Consider the following 22,261-nt stretch of genomic DNA (forward strand, 5'->3'; position numbering starts at 1 on the left):
GGCCACCCGTGGGCCACCGCGCAGGCAACTCGATTGCCGCAGTTCAGAATTCCCGTGTGGTCCAGACAATCAGTTGATCCAACTCTGGGTCCTGCAGCCTATGTCATTGAATTCGCTCGTTGCTATCTAACGCCCACCCCGGGCCGATAGCCGGATGAAACACGACCAAAGGTAGCTCACACATGGCAAATGAATCGAAATGCCCGTTCAATCACGCCGCTGGCGGTGGCACGACGAACCGCGATTGGTGGCCGAACCAACTGAATCTGAAGATCCTGCACCAGCACTCGTCCCTGTCCGACCCCATGGACGAGGGCTTCAACTACGCCGAAGAATTCAAGACCCTGGACTTTGAGGCGGTCAAGCGCGACTTGACGGCGCTGATGACCGATTCGCAAGACTGGTGGCCGGCGGACTTCGGTCACTATGGACCGCTGTTCGTTCGCATGGCCTGGCACGCCGCAGGCACGTACCGCACAGGCGACGGTCGGGGCGGCGCCGGCTCGGGCCAACAGCGTTTTGCACCGCTCAACAGCTGGCCGGACAACGTCAGCCTCGACAAGGCACGCAGGCTGCTCTGGCCGATCAAGCAAAAGTACGGTCGCAAAATTTCCTGGGCCGACCTGATCGTCCTTACCGGCAACGTCGCGCTGGAGTCCATGGGCTTCAAGACCTTTGGTTTTTCCGGTGGTCGTGCGGACGTCTGGGAACCCGATGAAGACGTCTACTGGGGCTCGGAAAACAAATGGCTGGGCGGCGACACCCGCTACGGCAAAGACGACAATGCTCCCGTGGAAGCACCCGGTGACGGTCCACTCGTGGCCGAACCCGGCAAAAACGAGGAGAGCCGTACCGAACACGGTCGCAATCTCGAAAACCCGCTGGCCGCCGTGCAAATGGGCCTGATTTACGTCAACCCCGAAGGCCCGGAAGGCGAGCCAGACCCGGTCAGATCCGCCATAGACATCCGCGAAACCTTCGGCCGCATGGCAATGAATGACGAAGAAACCGTGGCGCTGATTGCCGGCGGCCACGCCTTCGGCAAAACCCACGGCGCCGGCCCCGCCGACAACGTAGGCGCCGAACCTGAGGCGGCGGGCCTCGAAGCACAAGGCCTTGGCTGGAAGAACAGCTTCGGCACCGGCAAAGGCCCGGACACCATCACCAGCGGCCTGGAAGTGACTTGGACCACCACACCCACCCGCTGGAGCAACAACTACCTGGAAAACCTGTTCGGCTTCGACTGGGAACTGAGCAAAAGCCCGGCCGGTGCGCACCAGTGGGTTGCGAAAAACAACGCGGGCGCCGGCACCATCCCGGATGCTTTCGACCCGTCCAAACGGCGTAATCCCACCATGCTGACCTCAGACCTGGCCCTGCGATTCGACCCGATCTACGAACCGATCTCGCGGCGCTTCCTGGCCAATCCGGATCAGTTGGCCGACGCCTTCGCCCGTGCCTGGTTCAAACTGATCCACCGTGACATGGGCCCCCTCTCCCGCTACCTCGGCCCGGAAATGCCCGGCGAAGAACTGCTGTGGCAAGACCCGATCCCGGAAGTCGACCATGCTTTGGTCAACGACAGCGACGTCGCAGCGCTCAAGAGCAAAGTGCTTGCCTCGGGCCTGAGCGTCTCGCAATTGGTATCAACAGCTTGGGCAGCGGCTTCCACCTTCCGTGGCTCCGATAAACGTGGCGGCGCCAACGGCGGTCGTCTGCGTCTGGCGCCGCAGAAATCCTGGCAAGCCAACCAGCCTGAGCAACTGGCGAACGTGCTGGCGAAACTGGAGAGCATCCAGAGCGAGTTCAACAACAGCGGCAAGAAAATCTCGCTGGCGGATTTGATCGTTCTGGCGGGTAATGCAGGTGTCGAACAGGCCGCAAAAAATGCCGGCCACAGCGTCACCGTGCCGTTCACACCAGGGCGGATGGACGCCTCGCAAGAGCAGACGGATGTCGAGTCTTTCGGCTTCCTCGAACCCATCGCCGATGGCTTTCGCAACTACCTCAAATCCCGTTACAGCGTGTCGGCCGAGCATCTGTTGATCGACAAGGCGCAACAGCTGACGCTCACCGCGCCAGAAATGACCGCGCTCGTGGGTGGTCTTCGCGTGTTGAACACCAACGTCGGGCAAACAAAACACGGCGTGTTCACCCAGCAGCCAGAGGCATTGACCAATGACTTCTTCAAGAACCTGCTGGACATGGGCGTGGAATGGAAACCGACCTCAGAGGCCAACGAGGAGTTTGAAGCACGCGATCGCAAAACCGGTGAATTGAAGTGGACCGGCACGCGGGTTGATCTGGTCTTCGGCTCTCATGCGCAATTGAGGGCGCTGGCTGAGGTGTACGCGAGCAGTGATGCGAAAGAGAAGTTTGTGAAGGACTTCGTAGCGGCGTGGACCAAGGTGATGAACCTGGATCGCTTTGATGTGAAGTGATGCCGTTGTTGAATCTGTGACGCCTGAAAGGGGCCACCTCGATCCAGTGATACGGAGAGGCGTGGCCCTTTTGTCATTTGCGGGTGCCTGTCACCCCGCACCGGTCGCAATCATCACAGGATTCAGTAACCCACCCCACGAACACCACCCGATGCCCGAATGGATTCGCCGGTGACCCAATGCGAGTCGTCGGATGCCAGGAAAACGGCCAGCGGCGCAATGTCTTCGGGCTCACCGAAACGGCCAAGCGGCGTACCGGCGATCAGCTGTTCACCAAACGCTCCGGCAAAGTTGCCCTCCGTCGCCGGCGTATTGGTGTGACCGGGCAAGATCGAGTTGACCCTGATCCCTCGCGGCCCGAGCTCTCTGGCCAAGGCAAACGTCAATGTATCAACCGCGCCCTTGGTGGCCGAATAAACGCTGGAGGCCAAGTAGGGATCGGTGCTGAGAATCGAGCTGATGTTGATGATGCTGCCCGAGGGGCCAAGCAGCTTGACGGCTTCTCGGACCGCCAGGAGATACCCGAGCACATTCAGATTGAATTGCTGGTGGAACGCGTCCTCGGTGAGGTCTTCGATCATTTGAAATACCGCGACGCCCGCATTGTTCACCAGAATATCCAGCGCCCCGAAGTCCGCCTTGACCGTGTCGAACAAGCGGACCACATCGGCTGATTGGCTGATATCCGCCTGAATGGCGACGGCTTTACCGCCCTGTCCCTGAATCTGCGCGACCACCGCATCGGCGTCGGCTTTGCTCGACGCGTAGTTCACAACGACCGTTGCTCCTGCCGCGCCCAATGCTTTGGCAATACCTGCGCCGATGCCTTTCGATGCGCCCGTGACAACAGCAATTTTTCCTTCAAGTTTCATGAGGCTGACCTTTACCTGAGTTGATTGATCCATAGCAGGTCTGCCTGCCATCAGGTTTTGAAGGCCTGAACGCAACCTGCCGCTTGCCCCCAGTATCCGGGCAGGCGAAGGACAAACGTTTGCCAGTTGTTATCGAATGCTTGCCTATTCTTCTCGCATGGCTTGCCCTGCTCGCGGCGATGGCTCATGTTCAGCGTATGAATCCTGCGATCGAAGAACTGCGCCGCCTCGTGATGCGCGCGGAAAACAAGTGGACGGACACCGGGCTGCCGCGTGTGACGATGGTCCAGGCGGAGGCGTGTGCGAGCCAGGTGTATCAGCCGATGCTGCACCTGGTGCTCCAGGGTGCAAAAACCTTGTCTATCGGCGATCAGGTTTATCAGTATCTGCCGATGACCTACTTCCTCGTGCCGGTGGACGTGCCCGCCACCGGTGAGATACACCCCGGCGGACCAGGCTTGCCCTATCTTGCGATCAGCCTGACCCTGGACCCGAACGTCATCGCGACGCTGCTGACAACCGACATCAAGACGACCGCGCCGCCACCCGCAAGCCGCTTTGCGGCGGTGCCGGCACAGGCTGAAATGATCGACGCCTGGTTGCGCATGATGCGGCTGATGGACCGCCCAAACGAAGCCGCGATACTGGCGCCGATGCTAGAGCGGGAGATTCTGTTTCGAGCCTTGCAAGGACCGCTAGGGCCGATGTTGCGTGAAATCGCTCGCCCGGATGGTCGTCTGGCGCAGATACGCCGCGCCACCCAATGGATCCGTGAGCACTACACCGAACCCTTTCGCGTTGAGCCACTGGCGACCATGACCGACATGAGCGTTGCGGCGTTTTATCGGCATTTCAAATCCATCACAGGCATGACGCCCATTCAATATCAAAAGCGCCTGCGCCTGCTCAGGGCTCGCTGGTTATTGCTGTTCGACCCTCGCGATGCCGCTTCAATTGCCTTTACCATGGGGTATGAAAGCGCATCACAATTCAGCCGTGAATATGCACGCCTGTTCGGCATGCCACCGGCGCGTGATGCTGCAAGGTTCAGGGCGCCCGTTGTCCCGGGTGATACTGAGATGACAACACTTGATCTGCGGCCTGAGCTTAGTCCTGCCTGACAATATCGACCGAGGGGTTGGTCGAACCCTATCTTCAATCGAACCCCTACACGCCTGAAAGGTCTGCTCCTATAGTACTTCTCTGGAATGAGCTCTCATGTCTGCGCACCAAAGCCTTGTTGTACTCGCTCGGGGAGGCTATGCCGCTCGCGGCGTTCTTTACCTGATCATTGGCATCTTCGCGCTGCTGGCGGCTCAAGATTCGACAAAACCCAAAGACAGTCACAGGAGCCTGGAGGCCGTGTTAAGCCAGCCTTTCGGTTACGTTTTAGTCGGATTGGTGGTGGCAGGCCTGCTCGCCTTCGCCTGTTGGCGAGTGCTGCAAGCCCTGCGCGACGTTGATCATCACGGTCACGAAATGAAGGGGTTGGTCATCCGGGCAGGACTGTTGGCAGGAGGTTTGGTCAACGGCGCGCTGGCGTTTTTTGCGTTGGGCTTGCTCATCAGCGGCATCAGCAGCTCGGGCGATTCCGGCGGTGGACAGACCAAGGATTTACTGGCGCACCTGTTGTCCTGGGAACACTCGAATGTCGTGGTCTACCTCGTCGCGATCATCCCTCTGGGCGTAGGCATTGCTCACATCATCAAGGGCTGGAAGTCATCGTTCGAAAAATATTTTGAAGCGGACGAAGACGTCATGCGCTACGTCCGTCCGGTCTCTCGATTCGGTCTTATCGCCCGTGGCGTCGTGTTCATCGAAATAGCGCTGTTGCTGATCATCAGCGGCTCCCGCTATAAAGCCATGGATCCGCCCGGCATGAAGGAGGCCCTCGATGCGCTGCAGAACCTGCCGGCCGGCGGGGTCATCTTGATGGTGATGGCCCTGGGATTGATCGCCTTTTCGGTGTACAGCTTGTCCGAAGCCGCCTGGCGCAAGATCAACATGGATGTGCCTGGCGTACCGGGCGCCTAGCGGCATGAATGGCCGACCGGTTTTTGCAACCCCCACACAGCTGACTTCAACGAAGGACTGATGATGACCTTTCTGATTTTTCTTTTAGCCTGCGGCGCGGCGGCCAGTACTGGCCTTCTTTTCAAACCGGGCCAGTGGTACGAAACACTCGTCAAACCGAGCTTCACGCCACCCAACTGGCTGTTTCCCGTCGCCTGGTCGATTATCTATCTGTTGCTCGCCTGGGCCGGTTACCGGTTGTCCCTGATACCTGGAAGTCAGGTGGTGCTGGCGTTATGGGCGGCGCAGATTGCCCTGAATACGCTGTGGACACCGGTGTTTTTCGGCGCACACCGCATTTTTGCCGCGATGGTGATCCTGACGCTGCTCTGGCTGGTGGTCGCAGCGATGGTGGTGATGGCGATGCGGCTAGATGTGATCACAGGCTTGATCCTGTTCCCCTACCTTGTGTGGCTTTGTGTGGCGGCTGCGTTGAATTTTTCCATCTTGCGCAATAACCGCGGATAGCGAACTTCGAGCAGCTAACTCGACTGCTGTTGTTTCACGACTCGCCGTCGACAAGTCTCACCCTGTGGCAGTCAGACGGCCCCAGTTTTTGCCCGCTTGATGAACGAACATCCATCGGCATCAGGGCCTGGCCGGATGCGTTGTCCAACAGCACAGAACGCGTTTCCTGCGGCTGGAACAGGAAACGTTCGCCCCACTGCCTCATGCTGACCACCACCGGAAAGATCTCACGTCCTTTGTCCGTCAGGACGTACTCCTTGTAGGCGCTTCCATCTGACGCCGGTCGAACGTCGAAGACCCCGACTTCAACCAATGCCTTCAGTCGCGAGGCCAGGATATTTTTGGCCACGCCCAGGCTCTTCTGAAATTCGCTGAATCGGCGAATATCGTCAAAGGCGTCGCGAAGGATCATCAGTGACCAGCGATCCCCAATCACCTCAAGTGTTCTTGCTACCGGGCATTCGCTGCTTTGCGGTGAAGTGCCTTCGACCATCGTATTTACCTTTTGGATAACGGTTGCCAAGTCTGCCGACCAAGCTGGTTGCAATTTGAAACTTGATTCAGCAATAATCGAATCCGGTTTTTAATTGCAACCAGCTTAACGCCATGGAGGCGCTTATGACAGCAGATGCCGACGCAATAGCCAAACGTAGCACCGGGCAGCCTGTGGGATTGCCGCCTGCGGAAACCGGAGAAAGCAGTAGGACTGGCCAATCCTCGGGGCTTTCTCCGTCACTCACGTTATTGTTTTCTGTCACCTGCGCGCTGGCCGTCGCCAATGTTTACTTTGCCCAACCCTTGCTCGCCTCGATGGCTGAAAGCCTGGGGGTCACTTCAGGAGTGATCGGGTTCGTGGTGACGGCCACTCAGGCCGGATACGCGCTGGGGTTGTTGTTCATCGTACCGCTGGGCGACAGGGTCAACCGTAAACGGCTGATTTTGACTCAAGTGATGCTGTCTGCCCTCGCGCTGGCGGCCGTCGGCGCTTCACAGCAGTGGCTGGCTCTCTTGGGCGCCATGATTGTGATGGGATTACTCGCAGTGGTGGTTCAGGTGCTTGTAGCCTATGCCGCCGCGCTCGCAACGCCCTCACAACGCGGGCAGGCCGTGGGGACCCTAACAAGCGGAGTTGTCCTGGGCATTCTTCTGGCGCGGTTTATCTCTGGGCTGATCGCCGATCTGGCGGGCTGGCGCGCCGTCTATTTCGTGTCCTCAGGATTGATGCTGACCCTCGCGGCGGTCCTGTGGAAAGTGGTGCCCGCCACGGCGTTGCCACGCAATCATGACACCTACCCCGCGCTGATCCGGTCGCTCTTCAAGCTGTTCATGACCGAACCGGTTTTGTGGGCCAGGGGCCTGTTGGCCTTGCTGATCTTTGCCGCTTTTTCAGTGCTGTGGACCTCTATGGTGCTGCCGTTAAGCGCTCCGCCGCTGTCGCTTTCACACACGGCCATCGGCCTGTTTGGCCTGGCGGGCGTTGCCGGCGCCCTGGCTGCCAGAAGAGCCGGCCAGTGGGCCGATAGAGGTTGGGGTCAACGCGTAACCGGCCTTTCGCTGGGGCTCCTGGCGCTTTCCTGGTTGCCCATCAGTTTTGCCGAGACGTCCCTGATCGCGCTGGTTTTCGGCGTGGTCGTGCTCGACTTCGCGGTGCAAGCCGTGCACGTCACCAATCAGAGCTTCATTTTTGCGGCACGACCCGACGCGCAAAGTCGGATGGTCGGCGCCTACATGTGCTTCTACTCGGTCGGCAGTGCGCTGGGGGCGGTCGCCGCAACCCAGGTTTATGCGCGCTGGGGCTGGATGGCAACAAGCGTGCTTGGCGCCTTGATCAGCGCTGCGGCTTTGGCGCTTTGGGTTTTTACGAGTCATCTATCACCGACCAATCAAGGAAGATCAGCATGAAAGCCAGGCACCTGCTACTCGCCATCTCGATTACGGCCATCTGGGGTGTGAATTTTTCAGTGATCAAACTGGGCCTCACCACCGTTGACCCGCTGATTCTTGCCGGCATTCGCTTTACGCTTTGCGCACTACCAGCGATCTTTTTCATTCCGAAACCCGATGTACAGTGGCGCTACATCATTGGTTACGGTCTGGTCTTCGGCATAGGACTCTGGGGCGTCGTCAACCTTGGTATCAAGTCGGGCCTCTCCGCTGGCATCGCTTCGCTGGTGCTTCAGTTCAGCGCTTTTTTCACGATTCTGCTGGGCTCATGGGTATTCAAGGAGACCATTTCCCGCTACCAACTGGCGGGCATGGGCATCGCCTTCTGTGGCTTGTTGAGCATCATCTCGATTGTTGACGGGACAGTGACGACGGCAGGGCTGATGCTGGTGCTGCTGGGCGCGGTGGCCTGGAGTGCGGCCAACGTAATCAACAAAAAAGCCAGGACAACTCAGGTCTTTGCTTTCCTGGTGTGGTCCAGTGCTTTTTCGCCCATCCCTCTTTTCGCGCTTGATTACGCGGTCAACGGCTCGACGGGTTACAGCGCATTGGTGAATCAACTCGACTACCGTGCCGTCCTGTCGATCCTGTTCCAGGTCTACCCCAACACCCTGTTCGGCTACTGGGTGTGGAATTCACTCCTGAAACGATACCCAGTGTCTACCGTCGCGCCGTTATCGTTATTGGTGCCGGTATTCGGACTGCTGGGTTCAGTCATGATTTTCAATGAGCCCCTGTCATTCAACAAAATCGTTGCTGTCGTTCTCATCGTATCGGGGCTTGGCGTCGGTTTATACGGACAGCGTTTGCTCAGTGCCGTGCTCAGGCGAGCAGACCGACGCCATAGTGCAGCAGAAGCAAGTGCATCGCTGCCTCATGGACGGGCAACCAAGGCCACACGAAAATTCTTCTAATGCCGAGGCGGCGGTCGTTACCATGGACACGGATTCAACCGGAGGAATGCAATGGAGCTGAAGTTCAGTCACGTCGATGTGCTGGTCAAGAACCTCGAAGAAGCCTGTGCTTACTACGCACAGATACTGCAAGCCAGGATCTCTAAAACGCTTGTCTGGGAACGCGGTGGTCTGCACGTGCGCTACGCGATCGCGTTGATCGGTGCGGAGCGATTCATGCTGGTACAACCGCTGGCGGGGAACCTGAAGGCGCTTCTGGATTGCGCGGGCGAAGGCATGATTTACCGCCACTGCTACTCCACACCGGACATCGAGAAGGCCTATGACGAATTGATCGCCGCGGGTGTTCAGCCAGAAGACGAGAACGGAAAACCACTCGCCCGCGCGAACCTGCAATCTCCGTCCGGGACCCGCATCATCTGGCTGCCCAAGCGCTTCGGGCACTTCTCCATCGAGATATTGGAAGACAAGGCGTTGGAGGCCTTTATCGAGGATGCGTTTGCCTGAATGGGGCTGCGGTGAATGCCCGCTTTCGCCGGTTGGCGATCGATTGTCCCATCCGAGTTGACAGTCAAACCGTTTTCACCCTCTTTTTCCCTTTCCTGTAGATCATTAATCTGAGCCCATGTTGAACGAAGCCACTTACCCCTACAGAGAAAGGATTTCATCATGAGCAACGCCACATACAACCGCCTGAACAAAGACGACGCCGTAGTCCTGATGATCGACCACCAGACCGGTCTGATCTCGCTGGTGCAGGACTTCTCGCCGAACGAGTTCAAGAACAATGTGCTGGCTCTGGCTGACGTGGCCAAGTTCTTCGAACTGCCGACCATCCTGACCACCAGTTTCGAACAAGGCCCAAATGGTCCGCTGGTCCCGGAGCTCAAGGAAATGTTTCCGGACGCGCCCTACATTGCCCGTCCTGGCCAGATCAACGCCTGGGACAACGAAGACTTCGTCAAGGCGATCAAGGCGACCGGCCGCAAACAACTGATCATTGCCGGTGTCGTGACCGATGTGTGCGTGACCTTCCCGACGCTGTCGGCCCTGGCTGAAGGGTTTGAAGTGTTCGTGGTCACGGATTCTTCCGGCACCTTCAACACCACCGTGCAACAGGCGGCGTGGAACCGCATGACGCAAGCCGGTGCGCAAATGATGAACTGGTTCTCGGTCGCCTGCGAGTTGCAGGGCGACTGGCGCAACGACATCGAAGGCCTGGGCAACTTGCTGTCCCAGCGCATCCCGAACTACCGCAACCTGATGAACAGCTACTCGGCCATGGCAGCGCGCCAGGCATAAAGAAAACGGGCGATGATGACCTCATCGCCCGTTATCTTGTCAGCTTCATGGGACAGTCAGACACGCTGCCTTCTATGAATTGGCAGGAGTGGAGCATGACCGTTGTCGAGATCGAAGAGCGGCATTGACGAGGCTGCGGTTGTGTAAGCAGTGAGAATAAAAACAAGGCCGCCTTCGCGGCCTTGTGTGTTTTCAGGTGTTCAAGGCTGTCGCGTGCTGACTCGCTGCCCGCCTTGCTCGAACATCGCTTCGAAACGCGGTTTGTTGGCCGCGTAATAAGCGGCCACGGCCTGGTCAGAGGAGGTTTGGCGTGCCTGCATCATCAGCGCTTCCAGGTCCGCCTGGGGGATCGAGTAATGAGCGAAGAAATACGCCACTTCCGGATACTGCTGGCTAAAACCCTTGCGCGCCATGGCGTGAATCTGCTCGGCGCCACCAAAGATATGCTTGGGATCATCCAGGTAACGCAGTGACCACTTGGAGAACATCCAGTGTGGGCTCCAGGCATTGACCAGGGACCATTTGTCACGTTTGAGGTTGCGGTCCAGCTCATTGAGCATGCCGGTTTCCGAGGAGGCCACCAGCTTGTACCCGTCGAGCTTGTATTCTTCCATGGCCTTGACCGTGAGCTTGTATTGGCCATTGCCGACTTCAGAGGTGAGGATCTTGCCGTCGAGTTTTTCCCGGACCTGCGGTTTGTTCAGATCCTCGACGCTCGCCACTTCACTGATGGGCACCGAGGTGGGCACGGCCATGCCGATCCGCCCTTCATACAGCACGCCGAGGTCTTCCAGCCGGTCCTTGTACTTTTCGTAAAACGCCTTGTGGGTACTCGGTAGCCACACCATCGGGATCAGGTCGATATTACCGTTGGCCAGCGCCTGGAATTGAATGCCAATGTCGGCCATCACCAGTTTGACCGGTTGCTTGAGATGTTCCTGCAACGCGGTGCTGGCCAGTTTGACGGTGATTTCGGTGTCGGACCAATTGACCCAGCCAATGCGCACGGGCTCGGGTTCAGCAGCCTGTGCCAGCGCTGCACTTGCTCCAAGCGCAAAGCCGAAAAGGCAGGCACAGGCTTTTTTTCGATACGGCGAACGAGCGTTCATCAGGCGTCTTCCTATTGATGTGGGATAGGCAGGTTGTCTTCATTAGAACGGCCTTACGGTCGTGAACAGTGCAGTCTTCGCTGCTTTAAGCCCGGGCAGCGCAGCCCTCTTCTTCTGCCCCTCGCAATCCCATGCATGTCATCCATCCAGAACACTGACGACGGGGTCTCTGCACCCTTTCGAGCTTGATCTTATCGACGAGTTTTGCGGCGCGCAAGAAAAATGTACACCTGTGTCAACGATGATTGACACAGGTGTACAGTTATCCTAATTTCAACTCGCCAAGCCCGATGAAGCCCCACTACGGAGCGCACCACGATGTCCAGCGATCCCTTGCTGCAACCCTACAAGATCAAGCACCTGACCCTGAAAAACCGGATCATGACCACCGCGCACGAACCGGCCTACCCGGTTGATGGCATGCCGCAGGCGTTGTATCGCGCTTACCATGTCGAACGCGCCAAAGCCGGCGTGGCCCTGACCATGACCGCCGGCTCCGCAGCCGTGTCCCGAGACAGCCCTCCGGTGTTCAACAACGTGCTCGCCTACAAGGACGAAGTGGTCAAATGGATGAAGGACCTGACCGACGAATGCCATGAACACGGCGCGGCCGTGATGATCCAGCTGACACACCTGGGCCGCCGTACCCGCTGGGACAAAGCCGACTGGTTGCCCGTGGTATCGCCCTCGCACCGACGCGAGGCTTCGCACCGGTCCTTCCCGAAGAAGATGGAAGACTGGGACATCGAGCGAATCATCAAGGACTACGTGGATGCCGCCGAGCGCATGAAGGCCGCCGGTCTTGATGGCCTGGAATTACAGGCTTACGGGCACCTGATGGATCAGTTCTGGTCACCGCTGACCAATGACCTCGAAGGCCCTTACGGCGGCTCGCTGGAAAACCGCATGCGCTTTACGTTCGACATCCTCAGGGGCATCCGCCAGCGGGTCGGGGAAGATTTCCTGCTGGGTGTGCGCTATACGGGTGATGAACAACTGCCGGGCGGCTTCAATGCCAGCGAGGGCATGCAGGTCTCACACATGCTCAAGGACAGCGGGCTGGTGGACTTCCTGAACGTCGTGCGCGGCCACATCGACACCGACGCGGGCCTGACCGACGTCATCCCGATCCAGGGCATGCGCAATTCCCCGCACCTGGACTTCGCCGGCGAAATTCGCTCCGCCACGGGTTTTCCGACCTTCCACGCCGCGAAGATTCCCGACGTTGCCACTGCGCGTTACGCCATTGCGTCAGGCAAGGTGGACATGGTCGGCATGACCCGCGCGCACATGACCGACCCGCACATCGTGCGCAAAATCATCGAGAAGCGTGAAGAAGATATCCGTCCGTGCGTGGGTGCGAATTACTGCCTGGACCGGATCTATCAGGGTGGCGCCGCCTATTGCATCCACAACCCGGCGACCGGTCGGGAAACCACGATGCCCCATGACATTCCCAAAGCGGCGGTGAAGCGCAAGGTCCTGGTCATCGGTAGCGGCCCCGCAGGTCTGGAGGCGGCGCGCGTGGCCGGCGAGCGCGGCCACGATGTCACCGTGCTGGAAGCGGCCGACCGCCCTGGCGGCCAAATCCGGCTGACGGCGCTGAGCGAGCGCCGACGCGAAATGATCGGCATCATCGATTGGCGAATGAGCCAGTGCGAGCGCCTGGGCGTCAAATTCCACTTCAACACCTGGGCCGAGGCCGACACGGTATTGGCCCATGAACCGGACGTGGTAATCGTTGCCACCGGCGGCCTGCCCCATACCGAGGTGCTGTCGCAGGGCAATGACCTGGTGGTCTCGACCTGGGACATCATCTCCGGCGATGTAAAGCCTGGCCGCAATGTCCTGATCTTCGATGATGCCGGCGACCACGCCGCCCTGCAGGCGGCCGAAGTCATCGCGCAAAGCGGTGCGACCGTCGAGATCGTCACCCCGGACAGGTCGTTTGCACCCGAAGTCATGGCGATGAACCTGGTGCCCTATATGCGCAGCCTGCAGGACCTGGCCGTCACCTTCACCGTCACCTATCGGGTCGAGTCAGTCGAGAAGCACGATGGCAGGCTCATTGCGACTTTCGGCAGCGATTACGGCAAAGTCCACAAGCAACGCGTGGTCGATCAGGTCGTCGTCAACCACGGCACGATCCCCCTGGATGACCTGTATTTCGACCTTCGTCCTCATTCGAGCAATGAAGGCGCAGTCGAACAGCACGACCTCATCACGGGCAACGCACAGCACATCGTCACCAACCCGCAAGGGCGTTTCCAGTTGTTCAGGATTGGTGATGCGGTGTCCGCTCGAAATACCCACGCGGCGATCTATGACGCGTTGCGACTGGTGAAAGATATTTGACTCGACAGCCTCCTTCCCTGAGCGGAAGGAGGCGCTTCGGGCGCAAAGTGTGCGCCCAAACCGATCGACTACATGCCTCGCCGGGCCACTTGCGCACCTTCCTGAACAGCACGCCCCACCATGGCTTCGATGCCCTGATCAGCCATCGACTGCAGCACGGCCGCCGTCACCCCGCGATAAGCCATCAAGTTTTCAATCATTTGCCGGGGATCATGGCTGGCGAGTAATTGACCGCCGCCCACCACCACACCCTGTGCGGCTCGTTGTGCGATCGCGGCCGGGATGCCCGCCGCCACCGCCTGATTCATCAACGCCTGGTGCAACATCGCCGCCAAGGCAGGCCCGGTGCCGGACAGCGCACTGAGGTAATCGATACAGTCCTCATCCGGCACTTCATCCGCCGTGCCCACGCATTCGAACAACCGTTGCACCAGCGCTCGGTCCTGCTCGCACAGGCTGGCAGGACAGCACCAAGGCGTGAACGATTGCCTGATTTCCACCGCCGCATTCGGCATCGCACGTACCACCACTTCGGCGCCCGTTGCCGCGCGAATAGCCGTCGCCGGGACCCCGGCCATCAGGGAAATCACGAGCTTGCCCCTGGCGTTTATCTGGAGTTGGCGAAATTGTTCTGGCCGGATCGACAGCACAACGATATCGCTGAGATCCACCAGCTGCTGGTTGTCAGCCAGCAGCCGCACCGGTGGTTCGAACGTGTGGGTGCCGGACCGGTTCGAGACCAGCAAACGATCAGGACGGATGAAGCCGGTATCGAGCAGCGCCTGCGCAATCGCGCGGCCCAGCCAGCCGGTGCCACCGATGATGCCCAGGGTTCTATTCTGCATCGGGGGTGGCCTCCTCAAAGCTGTCGACCCGTGACACGAAAACCCCCGGCTCTTTTTCTGCGTAGCCGAATTTCCCATAAAACCGGTCGAGCTCGCGCCGCTTCGGTGCTTTGCCGGTAAATACGGTGACGTACTCAGGGATTCGCCGGAAACGTACGACGATATCCTCAGTGGTTTTCATGGAGATGTAGCCGATCTGGGTGAGATAGATCGTTCTGGCCCGAGCGTCGGCGGCCGCGACCTCATAACCGAACCGTCGGAACATCGCGGCCAGGGCATTGATTCGCGCTTCATCAGCCAGCGCGATTTCGGCGGACACCTCAGCCGATTGCAGCGCCCAGCTGCGCACGGCAAATTCAAACTGCGAGTCAAACAAATCAGGGTTTAACCAGCATTCGAAAACGTTGAGGATCGCTTCGGAAATACTTTCTGAATAACTCTCGCACTGGCCAATCAGGCCGCCGGTGTTCTTGTCCCGCCACCGCGCCAACAGCGCCGCGAGCAACTGCTCCCGGTCTTCATAAAACCAGTAGAAACTGGTGCGCGACAAATTCAGCCGCTTGGCCAACGGCATCACCCGCACGGCGTCCACACCGGATTCTTTCAGCGCATCGTAAGCCGCGTCCAGCCAGCCATTGACGGAGCCACGCCAACCCGCTTCTTGCGCCTTGATTCGCGTCTTTCCTGCCTGCGGCATTTTGGCTTCCTCTTTGATATCTGATGTCCCGGCAACTGTACGCGGCTGCGTGCAAGGCGTACATAAAATGTACATCAACGTACATTTTTTAGACGGCGGTGGACACTGGAATTATTTTCAAGAGGGGGCATCGGCCTGACTCCACTGCTCACCAGGACTTCACCCTGACAATCGTCGAATCTTGACGTCCGAATTTCACGTAGGAAACCGCCCCCTGTGGCGAGGGAGCTTGCTCCCGCTGGGCGGCGAAGCAGCCCCAAAATCCGACAACATTTTAAACATGCCCATATCCCGTAGCCGCCGGCGAAGCCTGCGTTCGGCTGCACAGCAGCCGCAAATCCGGCACGCACGATCCACCGGACACTAAACAACCTCTGGATTCATGTCAGTTACTCAACCGGATGCTGCTCCCGACATCTACCAAAAATCCGATTTTCCGTCCTACAACCCCGTTTGCAGGCACCAAAATCGCCGCCTATATTCGACCCGTCGCTGACTGTATTAGCGATAGGGTTTCGCAGCCCTCAAGATTGACACCAAAACACCGTCAGGCATGATGCAGCCGGCTCCGGCTGCAAAGTGTTTTATGGCGGTTGTGCGTGGGAGACCCTCGGGTCTGCCGGGTCTTAGTGTAAATCCTCCGGTCTGCGAACCCGCGCACAGCTGCCACCCAATTTGTTTCGCAGCAAACGGTGGTAATTCTTCTTTTTTATTAGGATTTACACCATGACAGCTCAACAACCGCCTCGCCGCTTCACTCCCATGTCCCAACTCGCCACCGACTACCCCGTCCTGCTCATCGACTACGACGCCCCGCTGCGCGAACTCCACAACTGCCTCAGCGAACGCCTCAACGCCGTCCTCAAATACCTCAACCTCATGGCCTGCACCAGCCTCCCCGACTATGCCGAACACGACATCAACACCGTCACCAACATCGCCCGGATCATGGTCCAGGATGTGAGCGATGTGTTTCGGGTGATTGAGCAGCGCGGGTTTGATGCACCCAAAAGTCAGTGATCAAAGTTGAGTCGTAAAAAAACCCGCACTGAGTTGCGGGTTTTTTGTGTTGTTCAGGCCTGTCGAGTTGGCGAGTGAATTGTCTTCTCTATCAGCGTCGCGACATCCTTCGCACCAAAACACCGGAATTTAACGCTGCCAGCGCCGGTATCCAGACGGATGATCTTCGTCATGAACCCGCCTTCAATAGTGACCTTTCGGATGAATGCCAGTGGGAGCTCAATATCCAGCGTCCCGTCCTGAACAAGACGGTTCATGGCATTGGCACTCAAACGGACCATTTTTTGCGTCAGCTCCATCTTCCCGCCAACCCAAAGTCCTCCGTATGCTTCCTTGAAGGCCTCCAGCACATCGCCCAACGCGTCCACATCCCCTGCCTCGGCCATGGAATACAAATCGTCCACGTTGCCGTAATTCACCTCGGCATCGGCCACCAGAAAATTGACCAACTTCGACTTCAAAACCTGTCCAGTCAACTTTGTCTCTCCATAATTTGAGTCGCAGCCCTGAAATCCAGATGCCTGTTTGTCGGTAAAAGCGGCGTCCTATTGGGCGGCCAGCACTCATGTTAATATGCCATCATTCTTTCAATGAAGTACACCCGCATGGATGCCACGTCCCGCCCTATAAGCTTTTTTTCACTGCTGACCGTTGCCGTGATCCTCTCTGGATGCCAAGCAACAAAACCCGCTCAAATCACAACACCTGAGGCCCAGCCGGGTTTTGCGGTTTTCAACAGTGTGCTGTTCGAAACACCCGAGCCGAACTCGATCGTGCGCGAGGGTGATCGGATCACCTATCTAGTGACTTCGTCCCCAAGTCCGGAACTCCATTATCTGGCCCGTTTCGACGCCCACTGCAGCCAGCCCGATGCGCAGATGGCTTACCGCAGCAAAGCGGGAATGTCGCTATTCGCCGCGAACCCGCGAGGGCGTTCGGAAGACTCCCGACAATTGCCTGCTGAACAAAAAAGCCGGTACCTGCAAAGTGCGCAGTTGAAGCAGGTGTGTGCCCAGACAGCACCTCCTCAATGGCGCGTATTCTCCGCACCCGAGCATCAGGATTGGCAGATGATCGACCGCAGCAGCCTGAAAGTAACAGGTGATGAGGTGACTTTCTGGACGGCCCGCGTACTGCCCGGCGAGATGTTGATGCCCGGCCAAAACGCCTTGTATGGGCAGGTACGCCAGCGGTGGACGGCCAACTGCGCCCTGCAACAACTGACTGCGTTAAGCCATTTCTACCTTGATACTCACAGTCGTGTACTCGCTGGAAGCATGCAGACAGATCTTAAAGCCATCGGCTCGCAAAGCCTCAGCGCCGATGAGCGTCAGCTGGTTCAAGTGGCCTGCGGCAAACCGCAATCGCTAGACCAATACACTCAATTTGAAGGGCGTGAGCAGTCGCCTTTCGAATTACCGGCCCCCGTCGTTGCCGCCCCGGTGTTGAAAGCCATCGAGGCATTGAATATGCCCAAACCGGAGAAAAGCATTCAGCACCTACGCCGGGTGTTCAAGGATAACTCCCAGCCAAGGCAGTATTCAGATGAAGGCGTGCGGCTCAACGGGCGTGACTCGACATACCTTTCAGGCAAGACGGGTAATCAACTGACGGAGCGTTATGAAGACCGACGCGGTCAGTGGGCCAAAGCCACGTTCCGAGGCCTGATTGTCCTGGCTGAAAGTCAATTCAGCAGTCGTGCAGGTGAGATAACGATTGAGGATAAGGCGCTGACGAACCTCAACTTCGAGGGCGATTGGGCGCACATGCCGGTCGGCGCACTCCTGCGATACACGGCGCAAGAAATGCGGCTTCAATACACCAACGGCGGGAAAGGTCCCAGAGCCCTGGTGCCCGTCGACGACAGATACAGCTGTGAGGTGCAGTCGCAGAAACCTGCGAGCACGTATCACCCGAGTTTGACCGGGACTGCCAAGGTACTCAGCTGCATAAAAGATACTTACCAATACAGCACCGACATTTACGTCTACCTCGAGGCGTATGGAATGTTTGTGCCGTTCCAATACGTTACGAAGAACGTGCAGGCCGAGTGGACGATTGATGTGGTGGAATTTTGAGTTGGCTGGCCATTCGGAAAACTGTGGCAGATCTAATTATTTAAATGAATATGACACCTTTTTCGGTCACCTTTTTCGAGAACTAAAAAGTCCCGTTCATTTCTGGCGGGGCCTCGGATAACTACGTCAAATCCTAAGGGCGAAAATAAATGCGTTCCCTTTTTATTCAACAAATAGCATTAGAGTGCCCACCTCCAACCGCTAAGGACAGAAATGCCCATGAAACCGTTGTACTCAGGCTCGCTCCTGCTTCTGATTACCGCTTGCTCGCCGATACCGCAATACGAAACCCCTGCCAATGCTCCCCAAGCGCAGATTCGCAGTGAGATGGACGCACTCTTCAACCGCCGCAACTACCTGACCCTGAGCGCAGCGCCGACCATCGCCTGCAAGTACGGCAGGTCGGTCCCCGTGGCACCTGCTCGGCAATTATTCTCGGTCAGAGGCGGGTACCTCTCGGAACCCGAAGGTTTTCGAGCCATTGAAGCGGGCAAACCGATCCATCTGGTGTTGGAAGGCGGAGCCAGCGGCAACCGACGATGCACGGTCGATTTTGTCAGTGAGTTCATGCCGGGAGCCCGCTATGTTATCAAGGGCGGCATCACCGATGGCCCCAATGTCATGAGCGGCTGCCAGGTCAGCATCGTTGATCTGGATTCCGGCGTTCGACTTTTTCAGGCTAAGCCGTCAGCAGCCAACGGTTGTGCCCTGGATCGATTAACGCCGCCGACGCCTTGAGCGCATTGGAATAAGGGAACGGATTTATTTTCAGAAAATAAATCCATCCCCTTTGATGTTATCGGTGCACATAACCTCCTTTTTTGCCCTGGAACTTTTCTACAAACTGACGTCGATATGATGGCACCCCCACGACATCAAATGGGTGGAGTAACCAGCGTCAGGCTGATCCCTGAAAAATCAAGGAAGTGTGCAATGAGACTAATACTCGCAGTGATGCTGATGTTCAGCAGCTACGTTTACGCCAGTTGCGAAAACATCAGCAACGATGACCAGCGTAACTATTGCAAGGCGCGTGAGGGCCGAGGCGGTTGTCAGAATATTAAGAACGACGACCAGCGCAACGCCTGCAAAGCGGAAACGGAGGGTACGAGTGATTGTGGAAACATTCGCGACAATGACCAGCGCGACTATTGCAAAGCCAAGCAGGGTTCGGGAGGGTGCCAAAACATCAAGAACGACGACATGCGCAATGCCTGCAAAGCGCAAACAGAAGGTACGAGTGACTGTGGAAACATTCGCGACAATGACCAGCGCAATTACTGCAAGGCCCAGCAAGGCTCCGGAGGTTGCCAGAACATCAAGGACGACGGTCTGCGCAATCAGTGCAAATCCATGGCGCCTTAGCTGAACGGCACAGCGACAGCCGCGTGATAAAGGTGACAGGTCCTTTGTTTAAATAGATCTGTCACCTTTTCCATATAGAAACCACCCTCCGTGGCGAGGGAGCTTGCTCCCGCTGGACGGCGAAGCCGTCCCGGCCTCCCCTCGTCAACGAATCTGTACTATTTTTAAGACTCTCTGGATTGACCTGTTCCCGATCAGAACAGGTCGACGGTCATCAATGATCCGTAACAGGAGATTGCATCATGAAGCGCTTGCTTGGGGCTCTTGGATTCTCAACGTTACTGGTGGCATCGACGGTGTTCGCTCATCACGGCTGGAGTGAGTATGACTCGAGCAAACCCTTGCAGTTGAACGGAACGATCGAGGAGTCCGGTTATTCCCACCCGCACGGGTTCATTCGCCTGAAGACCGACGACAAGACCTGGAGTGTCGTGCTTGCGCCGCCATCGCGCATGGAAAACCGGGGGCTTTCCAGGGAAATGCTGAGTGTCGGAAAACGGGCTACGGTGGTGGGCTATCAGAATCGCAACAACCCCGATGAACTGCGCGCAGAACGCATCACGGTCGACAACAAAACCACTGAGTTACGTTGATGCAGACAACTGGCATCCGCGGTGGATCGGGTCTGGACGGCTGGCTGGACGATGTGGGTGACTCGCCACTCGGGTTGGCCATGCGAAGCGAGTTATGGCTGTATCCGATCGTCGAGGTGGTTCACATCATTGGCTTCGTGGTGCTTGTCGGCTCGGTCGTCATGTTCGATCTGCGGGTTCTCGGGCTGTCGAGAGATCTTCCGGTGACGGCACTGGCCCGCCACCTGCTGAGGTGGGGAGTCGCGGCCCTGCTGTTGATCGTCCCGGCGGGGCTGATGATGTTTTCAGCCCATCCGCACGACTTCGCCTCCAACGGCGTTTTTATTCTGAAGCTGTGCTTGATCGGTATTGCGGGCCTCAACGCGGCTCTTTTTCATGTGGGTGTCTTTCGGTCAGTAGCCCGATGGAACACCGACGCCGCGGCGCCAGGAATAGCAAAAATCCAGGCGATATTTTCGATTATGTTATGGATCAGCGTGGTGCTCTGCGGACGATTGCTGGCTTACACCTGACTGGGGAGACATGAAAAAAAGTACCAGATCTATGCATCAAATAGATCCGATTTCCGCGTGTACTGGATTGGTCATCGCGATGCTGACCAACGCTTCGGCAGTCAATGTCATTTTCGCTCCTTGAAAGGTGATCGCATCCTTGGCGATCAATACGTTAAACAGCGCTATTGCTAATGACCGAGCATCAGTCCAGCAGTACGACTTTCTTCAGCAATTCGTATAGCCCAGCAGGCACCAACGGCGTTTCGCCAGTAATACTGTCGAGCGCCAACCACTTCGCTACAAAGGCAGCGCCATCGCTTTCTTGAGCATCCAAGTGGAGCAGTTCATAGACGCTGGCATCCACGAATTTCGCATCGTAGACCTGCACGATTTCGTGCCCGGGCGTGCCGGCATAGGTGAAGATGTTTTCGAGTGTGCCCAACAGGCGAACATCGGTAATGGATAAGCCAAGTTCTTCATCGACTTCACGTAGTACGGCTTGGGCGCTGGTTTCGCCGAACTCGATTCCGCCACCGATTGGGCGCAAGAAGGGCTTTCCAGTAACGGGGTCGAGGGCTTCGTTGACCAGTATCCTGCCATCGTGATGGAAGATGCAGAGTGCGAGGGCTCGGATGCGGGGCGTGGTCATGAGGTGAAGTCCATTTGCTTTGATCAAACCCTGTAGCAGGTGCGTCCATTGGGCATGGCTGTTGGCCGCGGACGCAGCCTTCGGCAGCTGCTAAAGGATGGCGTCCGTTTTGATATCAGAAGTTGGCCGGGGTGTTAGCGCTGATGATTTCCGCTTCATCCTGGCCAATATTGCGGAACTTGTGAGGCAACGTCGTCGGGAAGTAATAGCCGTCGCCAGCGTTGAGCACGCTGATCTGACCATCAACCGTCAACTCAACCGTCCCCCGCGTAACCAGCCCGCACTCCTCGCCTTCCGAGTGCACAATCGGCTCTTCCCCCGAACTCGCGCCCGGCGCGTATTGCTCGCGCAAAAGCCGCATCTGCCGGCTCGGCACCGAAGCGCCAATCAACAGCAGCCGCAACCCATGACGCCCAAGATCCGGCTGTTCATTGGCGCGGAATACGTATTGATGCTCACGTGGCGGCTGGTCGAAGGTAAAGAAATCCGCCAAGGACATGGGAATGCCTTCGAGCAGTTTTTTCAGGGAGCTGACGGAGGGACTGACGCGATTCTGTTCGATCAGGGAGATGGTGGCATTGGTGACGCCGCTACGCCGGGCCAGCTCGCGCTGGGACAGTTTGTAGCTTTCGCGTACTAATTTGAGTCGTGAGCCCGTGTCCATGACAGCCTTATGCGAGAAATACTTAAGGGTTATGGGGGTGGATGGCGGGCGACTTTTGGCCGCGAAAGTACCGCTTCCCTGTCCCGGAAATGTGAAAGGCGGGTATTAAATCACGTTTGGTGGTGTTGCTCAGCAGGTTCGATAACTGGTTAGTGAAAAAGCTGAGGGTGCTCATGTCAGACCGTTTGGCGATGTGGGTTCGGGGGGTGTCAGGTGGCGGTGATGGTGGCTGATCTGGCGCCATCGCGAGCAGGCTCACTCCTACAGTTTGGGCCGGGCGTACACACATTTTGTGCACGCCACAGATCTCCTGTAGGAGTGAGCCTGCTCGCGATGGCGGTGTGTCAGGCGACATTGATGGTGGCTGATCTGGCGCCA

23 protein-coding genes are annotated in these 22,261 nt (G+C 57.7%); 15 read left to right on the top strand and 8 right to left on the bottom strand.

Going from position 1 to position 22,261, the window contains the following annotated elements; genetic code table 11:
• Positions 1–182: 182 nt before the first annotated feature.
• The gene (gene katG, locus FHL16_RS23930; protein ID WP_077749490.1) at positions 183–2,441 is read left to right on the top strand and encodes a catalase/peroxidase HPI; all 2,259 of its coding nucleotides are present in this window, start codon (positions 183–185) and stop codon (positions 2,439–2,441) included.
• Between the two features lie 122 nt (positions 2,442–2,563).
• Here the strand turns inward: katG and FHL16_RS23935 are convergent, their stop codons facing one another.
• The gene (locus tag FHL16_RS23935; RefSeq protein WP_077749510.1) at positions 2,564–3,313 is read right to left on the bottom strand and encodes a glucose 1-dehydrogenase; all 750 of its coding nucleotides are present in this window, start codon (positions 3,311–3,313) and stop codon (positions 2,564–2,566) included.
• 197 nt (positions 3,314–3,510) lie between these two features.
• On the opposite strand from FHL16_RS23935, the gene FHL16_RS23940 reads away from it, so the two are divergent.
• The 3 genes from FHL16_RS23940 (at position 3,511) to tspO (ending at position 5,854) form a co-directional block, all read left to right on the top strand.
• Positions 3,511–4,434: an AraC family transcriptional regulator gene (locus tag FHL16_RS23940; RefSeq protein ID WP_077749491.1), complete on the top strand. Its 924-nt coding sequence runs from the start codon at positions 3,511–3,513 to the stop codon at positions 4,432–4,434.
• Between the two features lie 97 nt (positions 4,435–4,531).
• Positions 4,532–5,347 carry a DUF1206 domain-containing protein gene (locus FHL16_RS23945; protein WP_077749492.1) on the top strand — a complete coding sequence of 272 codons (816 nt, stop codon included), beginning with the start codon at positions 4,532–4,534 and terminating at the stop codon, positions 5,345–5,347.
• Between the two features lie 63 nt (positions 5,348–5,410).
• On the top strand, positions 5,411–5,854 hold the full coding sequence (tspO, locus tag FHL16_RS23950) for a tryptophan-rich sensory protein TspO (RefSeq protein WP_077749511.1): 444 nt from the start codon (positions 5,411–5,413) through the stop codon (positions 5,852–5,854).
• 34 nt (positions 5,855–5,888) lie between these two features.
• Here the strand turns inward: tspO and FHL16_RS23955 are convergent, their stop codons facing one another.
• Positions 5,889–6,347 (bottom strand): winged helix-turn-helix transcriptional regulator, encoded by a 459-nt coding sequence (locus FHL16_RS23955; RefSeq protein ID WP_077749493.1) that lies wholly within the window; start codon positions 6,345–6,347, stop codon positions 5,889–5,891.
• Between the two features lie 125 nt (positions 6,348–6,472).
• Here FHL16_RS23955 and FHL16_RS23960 point away from each other — a divergent pair, with 125 nt between their 5' ends.
• The 4 genes from FHL16_RS23960 to ycaC all read left to right on the top strand — a co-directional run bounded on the left by FHL16_RS23960 (position 6,473) and on the right by ycaC (position 10,014).
• Positions 6,473–7,756, top strand: a complete 1,284-nt coding sequence (locus tag FHL16_RS23960) for an MFS transporter (protein WP_077749494.1) — start codon at positions 6,473–6,475, stop codon at positions 7,754–7,756.
• Complete coding sequence (locus FHL16_RS23965; RefSeq protein ID WP_077749495.1) at positions 7,753–8,712, top strand: EamA family transporter; 960 nt, start codon at positions 7,753–7,755, stop codon at positions 8,710–8,712. Before FHL16_RS23960 ends, FHL16_RS23965 begins: the two co-directional genes overlap by 4 nt.
• A 51-nt stretch (positions 8,713–8,763) precedes the next feature.
• Positions 8,764–9,219 (top strand): VOC family protein, encoded by a 456-nt coding sequence (locus tag FHL16_RS23970; RefSeq protein ID WP_010455390.1) that lies wholly within the window; start codon positions 8,764–8,766, stop codon positions 9,217–9,219.
• A gap of 162 nt (positions 9,220–9,381) precedes the next feature.
• A complete protein-coding gene (gene ycaC / locus FHL16_RS23975) occupies positions 9,382–10,014 on the top strand; it encodes an isochorismate family cysteine hydrolase YcaC (RefSeq protein ID WP_077749496.1) in 633 nt (210 codons plus the stop codon).
• Positions 10,015–10,214: 200 nt separating this feature from the next.
• Here the strand turns inward: ycaC and FHL16_RS23980 are convergent, their stop codons facing one another.
• On the bottom strand, positions 10,215–11,123 hold the full coding sequence (locus FHL16_RS23980; RefSeq protein WP_077749497.1) for a glycine betaine ABC transporter substrate-binding protein: 909 nt from the start codon (positions 11,121–11,123) through the stop codon (positions 10,215–10,217).
• Positions 11,124–11,441: 318 nt separating this feature from the next.
• Between FHL16_RS23980 and FHL16_RS23985 the strand changes: the two genes are divergently transcribed.
• Complete coding sequence (locus FHL16_RS23985) at positions 11,442–13,478, top strand: NADH:flavin oxidoreductase (protein ID WP_077749498.1); 2,037 nt, start codon at positions 11,442–11,444, stop codon at positions 13,476–13,478.
• Between the two features lie 68 nt (positions 13,479–13,546).
• Here FHL16_RS23985 and FHL16_RS23990 read toward each other — a convergent pair whose 3' ends face one another.
• Together FHL16_RS23990 and FHL16_RS23995 are read right to left on the bottom strand one after the other, a co-directional pair.
• Positions 13,547–14,323, bottom strand: a complete 777-nt coding sequence (locus tag FHL16_RS23990; protein ID WP_077749499.1) for a pyrroline-5-carboxylate reductase family protein — start codon at positions 14,321–14,323, stop codon at positions 13,547–13,549.
• A complete protein-coding gene (locus tag FHL16_RS23995) occupies positions 14,313–15,020 on the bottom strand; it encodes a TetR/AcrR family transcriptional regulator (protein WP_010455399.1) in 708 nt (235 codons plus the stop codon). Before FHL16_RS23995 ends, FHL16_RS23990 begins: the two co-directional genes overlap by 11 nt.
• A gap of 726 nt (positions 15,021–15,746) precedes the next feature.
• Between FHL16_RS23995 and FHL16_RS24000 the strand changes: the two genes are divergently transcribed.
• Positions 15,747–16,040 carry a hypothetical protein gene (locus tag FHL16_RS24000; protein ID WP_010455402.1) on the top strand — a complete coding sequence of 98 codons (294 nt, stop codon included), beginning with the start codon at positions 15,747–15,749 and terminating at the stop codon, positions 16,038–16,040.
• A 53-nt stretch (positions 16,041–16,093) separates the two neighbouring features.
• Here the strand turns inward: FHL16_RS24000 and FHL16_RS24005 are convergent, their stop codons facing one another.
• On the bottom strand, positions 16,094–16,516 hold the full coding sequence (locus tag FHL16_RS24005; protein WP_077749500.1) for a hypothetical protein: 423 nt from the start codon (positions 16,514–16,516) through the stop codon (positions 16,094–16,096).
• Between the two features lie 129 nt (positions 16,517–16,645).
• Here FHL16_RS24005 and FHL16_RS24010 point away from each other — a divergent pair, with 129 nt between their 5' ends.
• From FHL16_RS24010 to FHL16_RS24030, 5 genes are all read left to right on the top strand, one after another.
• Complete coding sequence (locus tag FHL16_RS24010) at positions 16,646–18,118, top strand: hypothetical protein (RefSeq protein WP_077749501.1); 1,473 nt, start codon at positions 16,646–16,648, stop codon at positions 18,116–18,118.
• Between the two features lie 219 nt (positions 18,119–18,337).
• Positions 18,338–18,856 (top strand): hypothetical protein, encoded by a 519-nt coding sequence (locus FHL16_RS24015; protein ID WP_077749502.1) that lies wholly within the window; start codon positions 18,338–18,340, stop codon positions 18,854–18,856.
• A gap of 195 nt (positions 18,857–19,051) precedes the next feature.
• Positions 19,052–19,483 (top strand): hypothetical protein, encoded by a 432-nt coding sequence (locus FHL16_RS24020; protein WP_077749503.1) that lies wholly within the window; start codon positions 19,052–19,054, stop codon positions 19,481–19,483.
• A gap of 242 nt (positions 19,484–19,725) precedes the next feature.
• Positions 19,726–20,076: a DUF6152 family protein gene (locus tag FHL16_RS24025; protein ID WP_077749504.1), complete on the top strand. Its 351-nt coding sequence runs from the start codon at positions 19,726–19,728 to the stop codon at positions 20,074–20,076.
• Positions 20,076–20,588, top strand: a complete 513-nt coding sequence (locus tag FHL16_RS24030) for a DUF6644 family protein (protein ID WP_077749505.1) — start codon at positions 20,076–20,078, stop codon at positions 20,586–20,588. Before FHL16_RS24025 ends, FHL16_RS24030 begins: the two co-directional genes overlap by 1 nt.
• Before the next feature lie 184 nt (positions 20,589–20,772).
• On the opposite strand, the gene FHL16_RS24035 is transcribed toward FHL16_RS24030, so the two are convergent.
• Both FHL16_RS24035 and FHL16_RS24040 read right to left on the bottom strand, forming a co-directional pair.
• Positions 20,773–21,219, bottom strand: coding sequence for an NUDIX hydrolase (locus FHL16_RS24035; protein ID WP_077749506.1), 447 nt, complete (start codon positions 21,217–21,219; stop codon positions 20,773–20,775).
• A gap of 115 nt (positions 21,220–21,334) precedes the next feature.
• A complete protein-coding gene (locus FHL16_RS24040) occupies positions 21,335–21,883 on the bottom strand; it encodes a cupin domain-containing protein (RefSeq protein ID WP_007946335.1) in 549 nt (182 codons plus the stop codon).
• Between the last annotated feature and the right edge of the window lie 378 nt (positions 21,884–22,261).

This window comes from Pseudomonas sp. FSL W5-0299, assembly GCF_005930655.1.
In the GTDB taxonomy this organism is placed as follows: Bacteria; Pseudomonadota; Gammaproteobacteria; order Pseudomonadales; family Pseudomonadaceae; genus Aquipseudomonas; species Aquipseudomonas mandelii.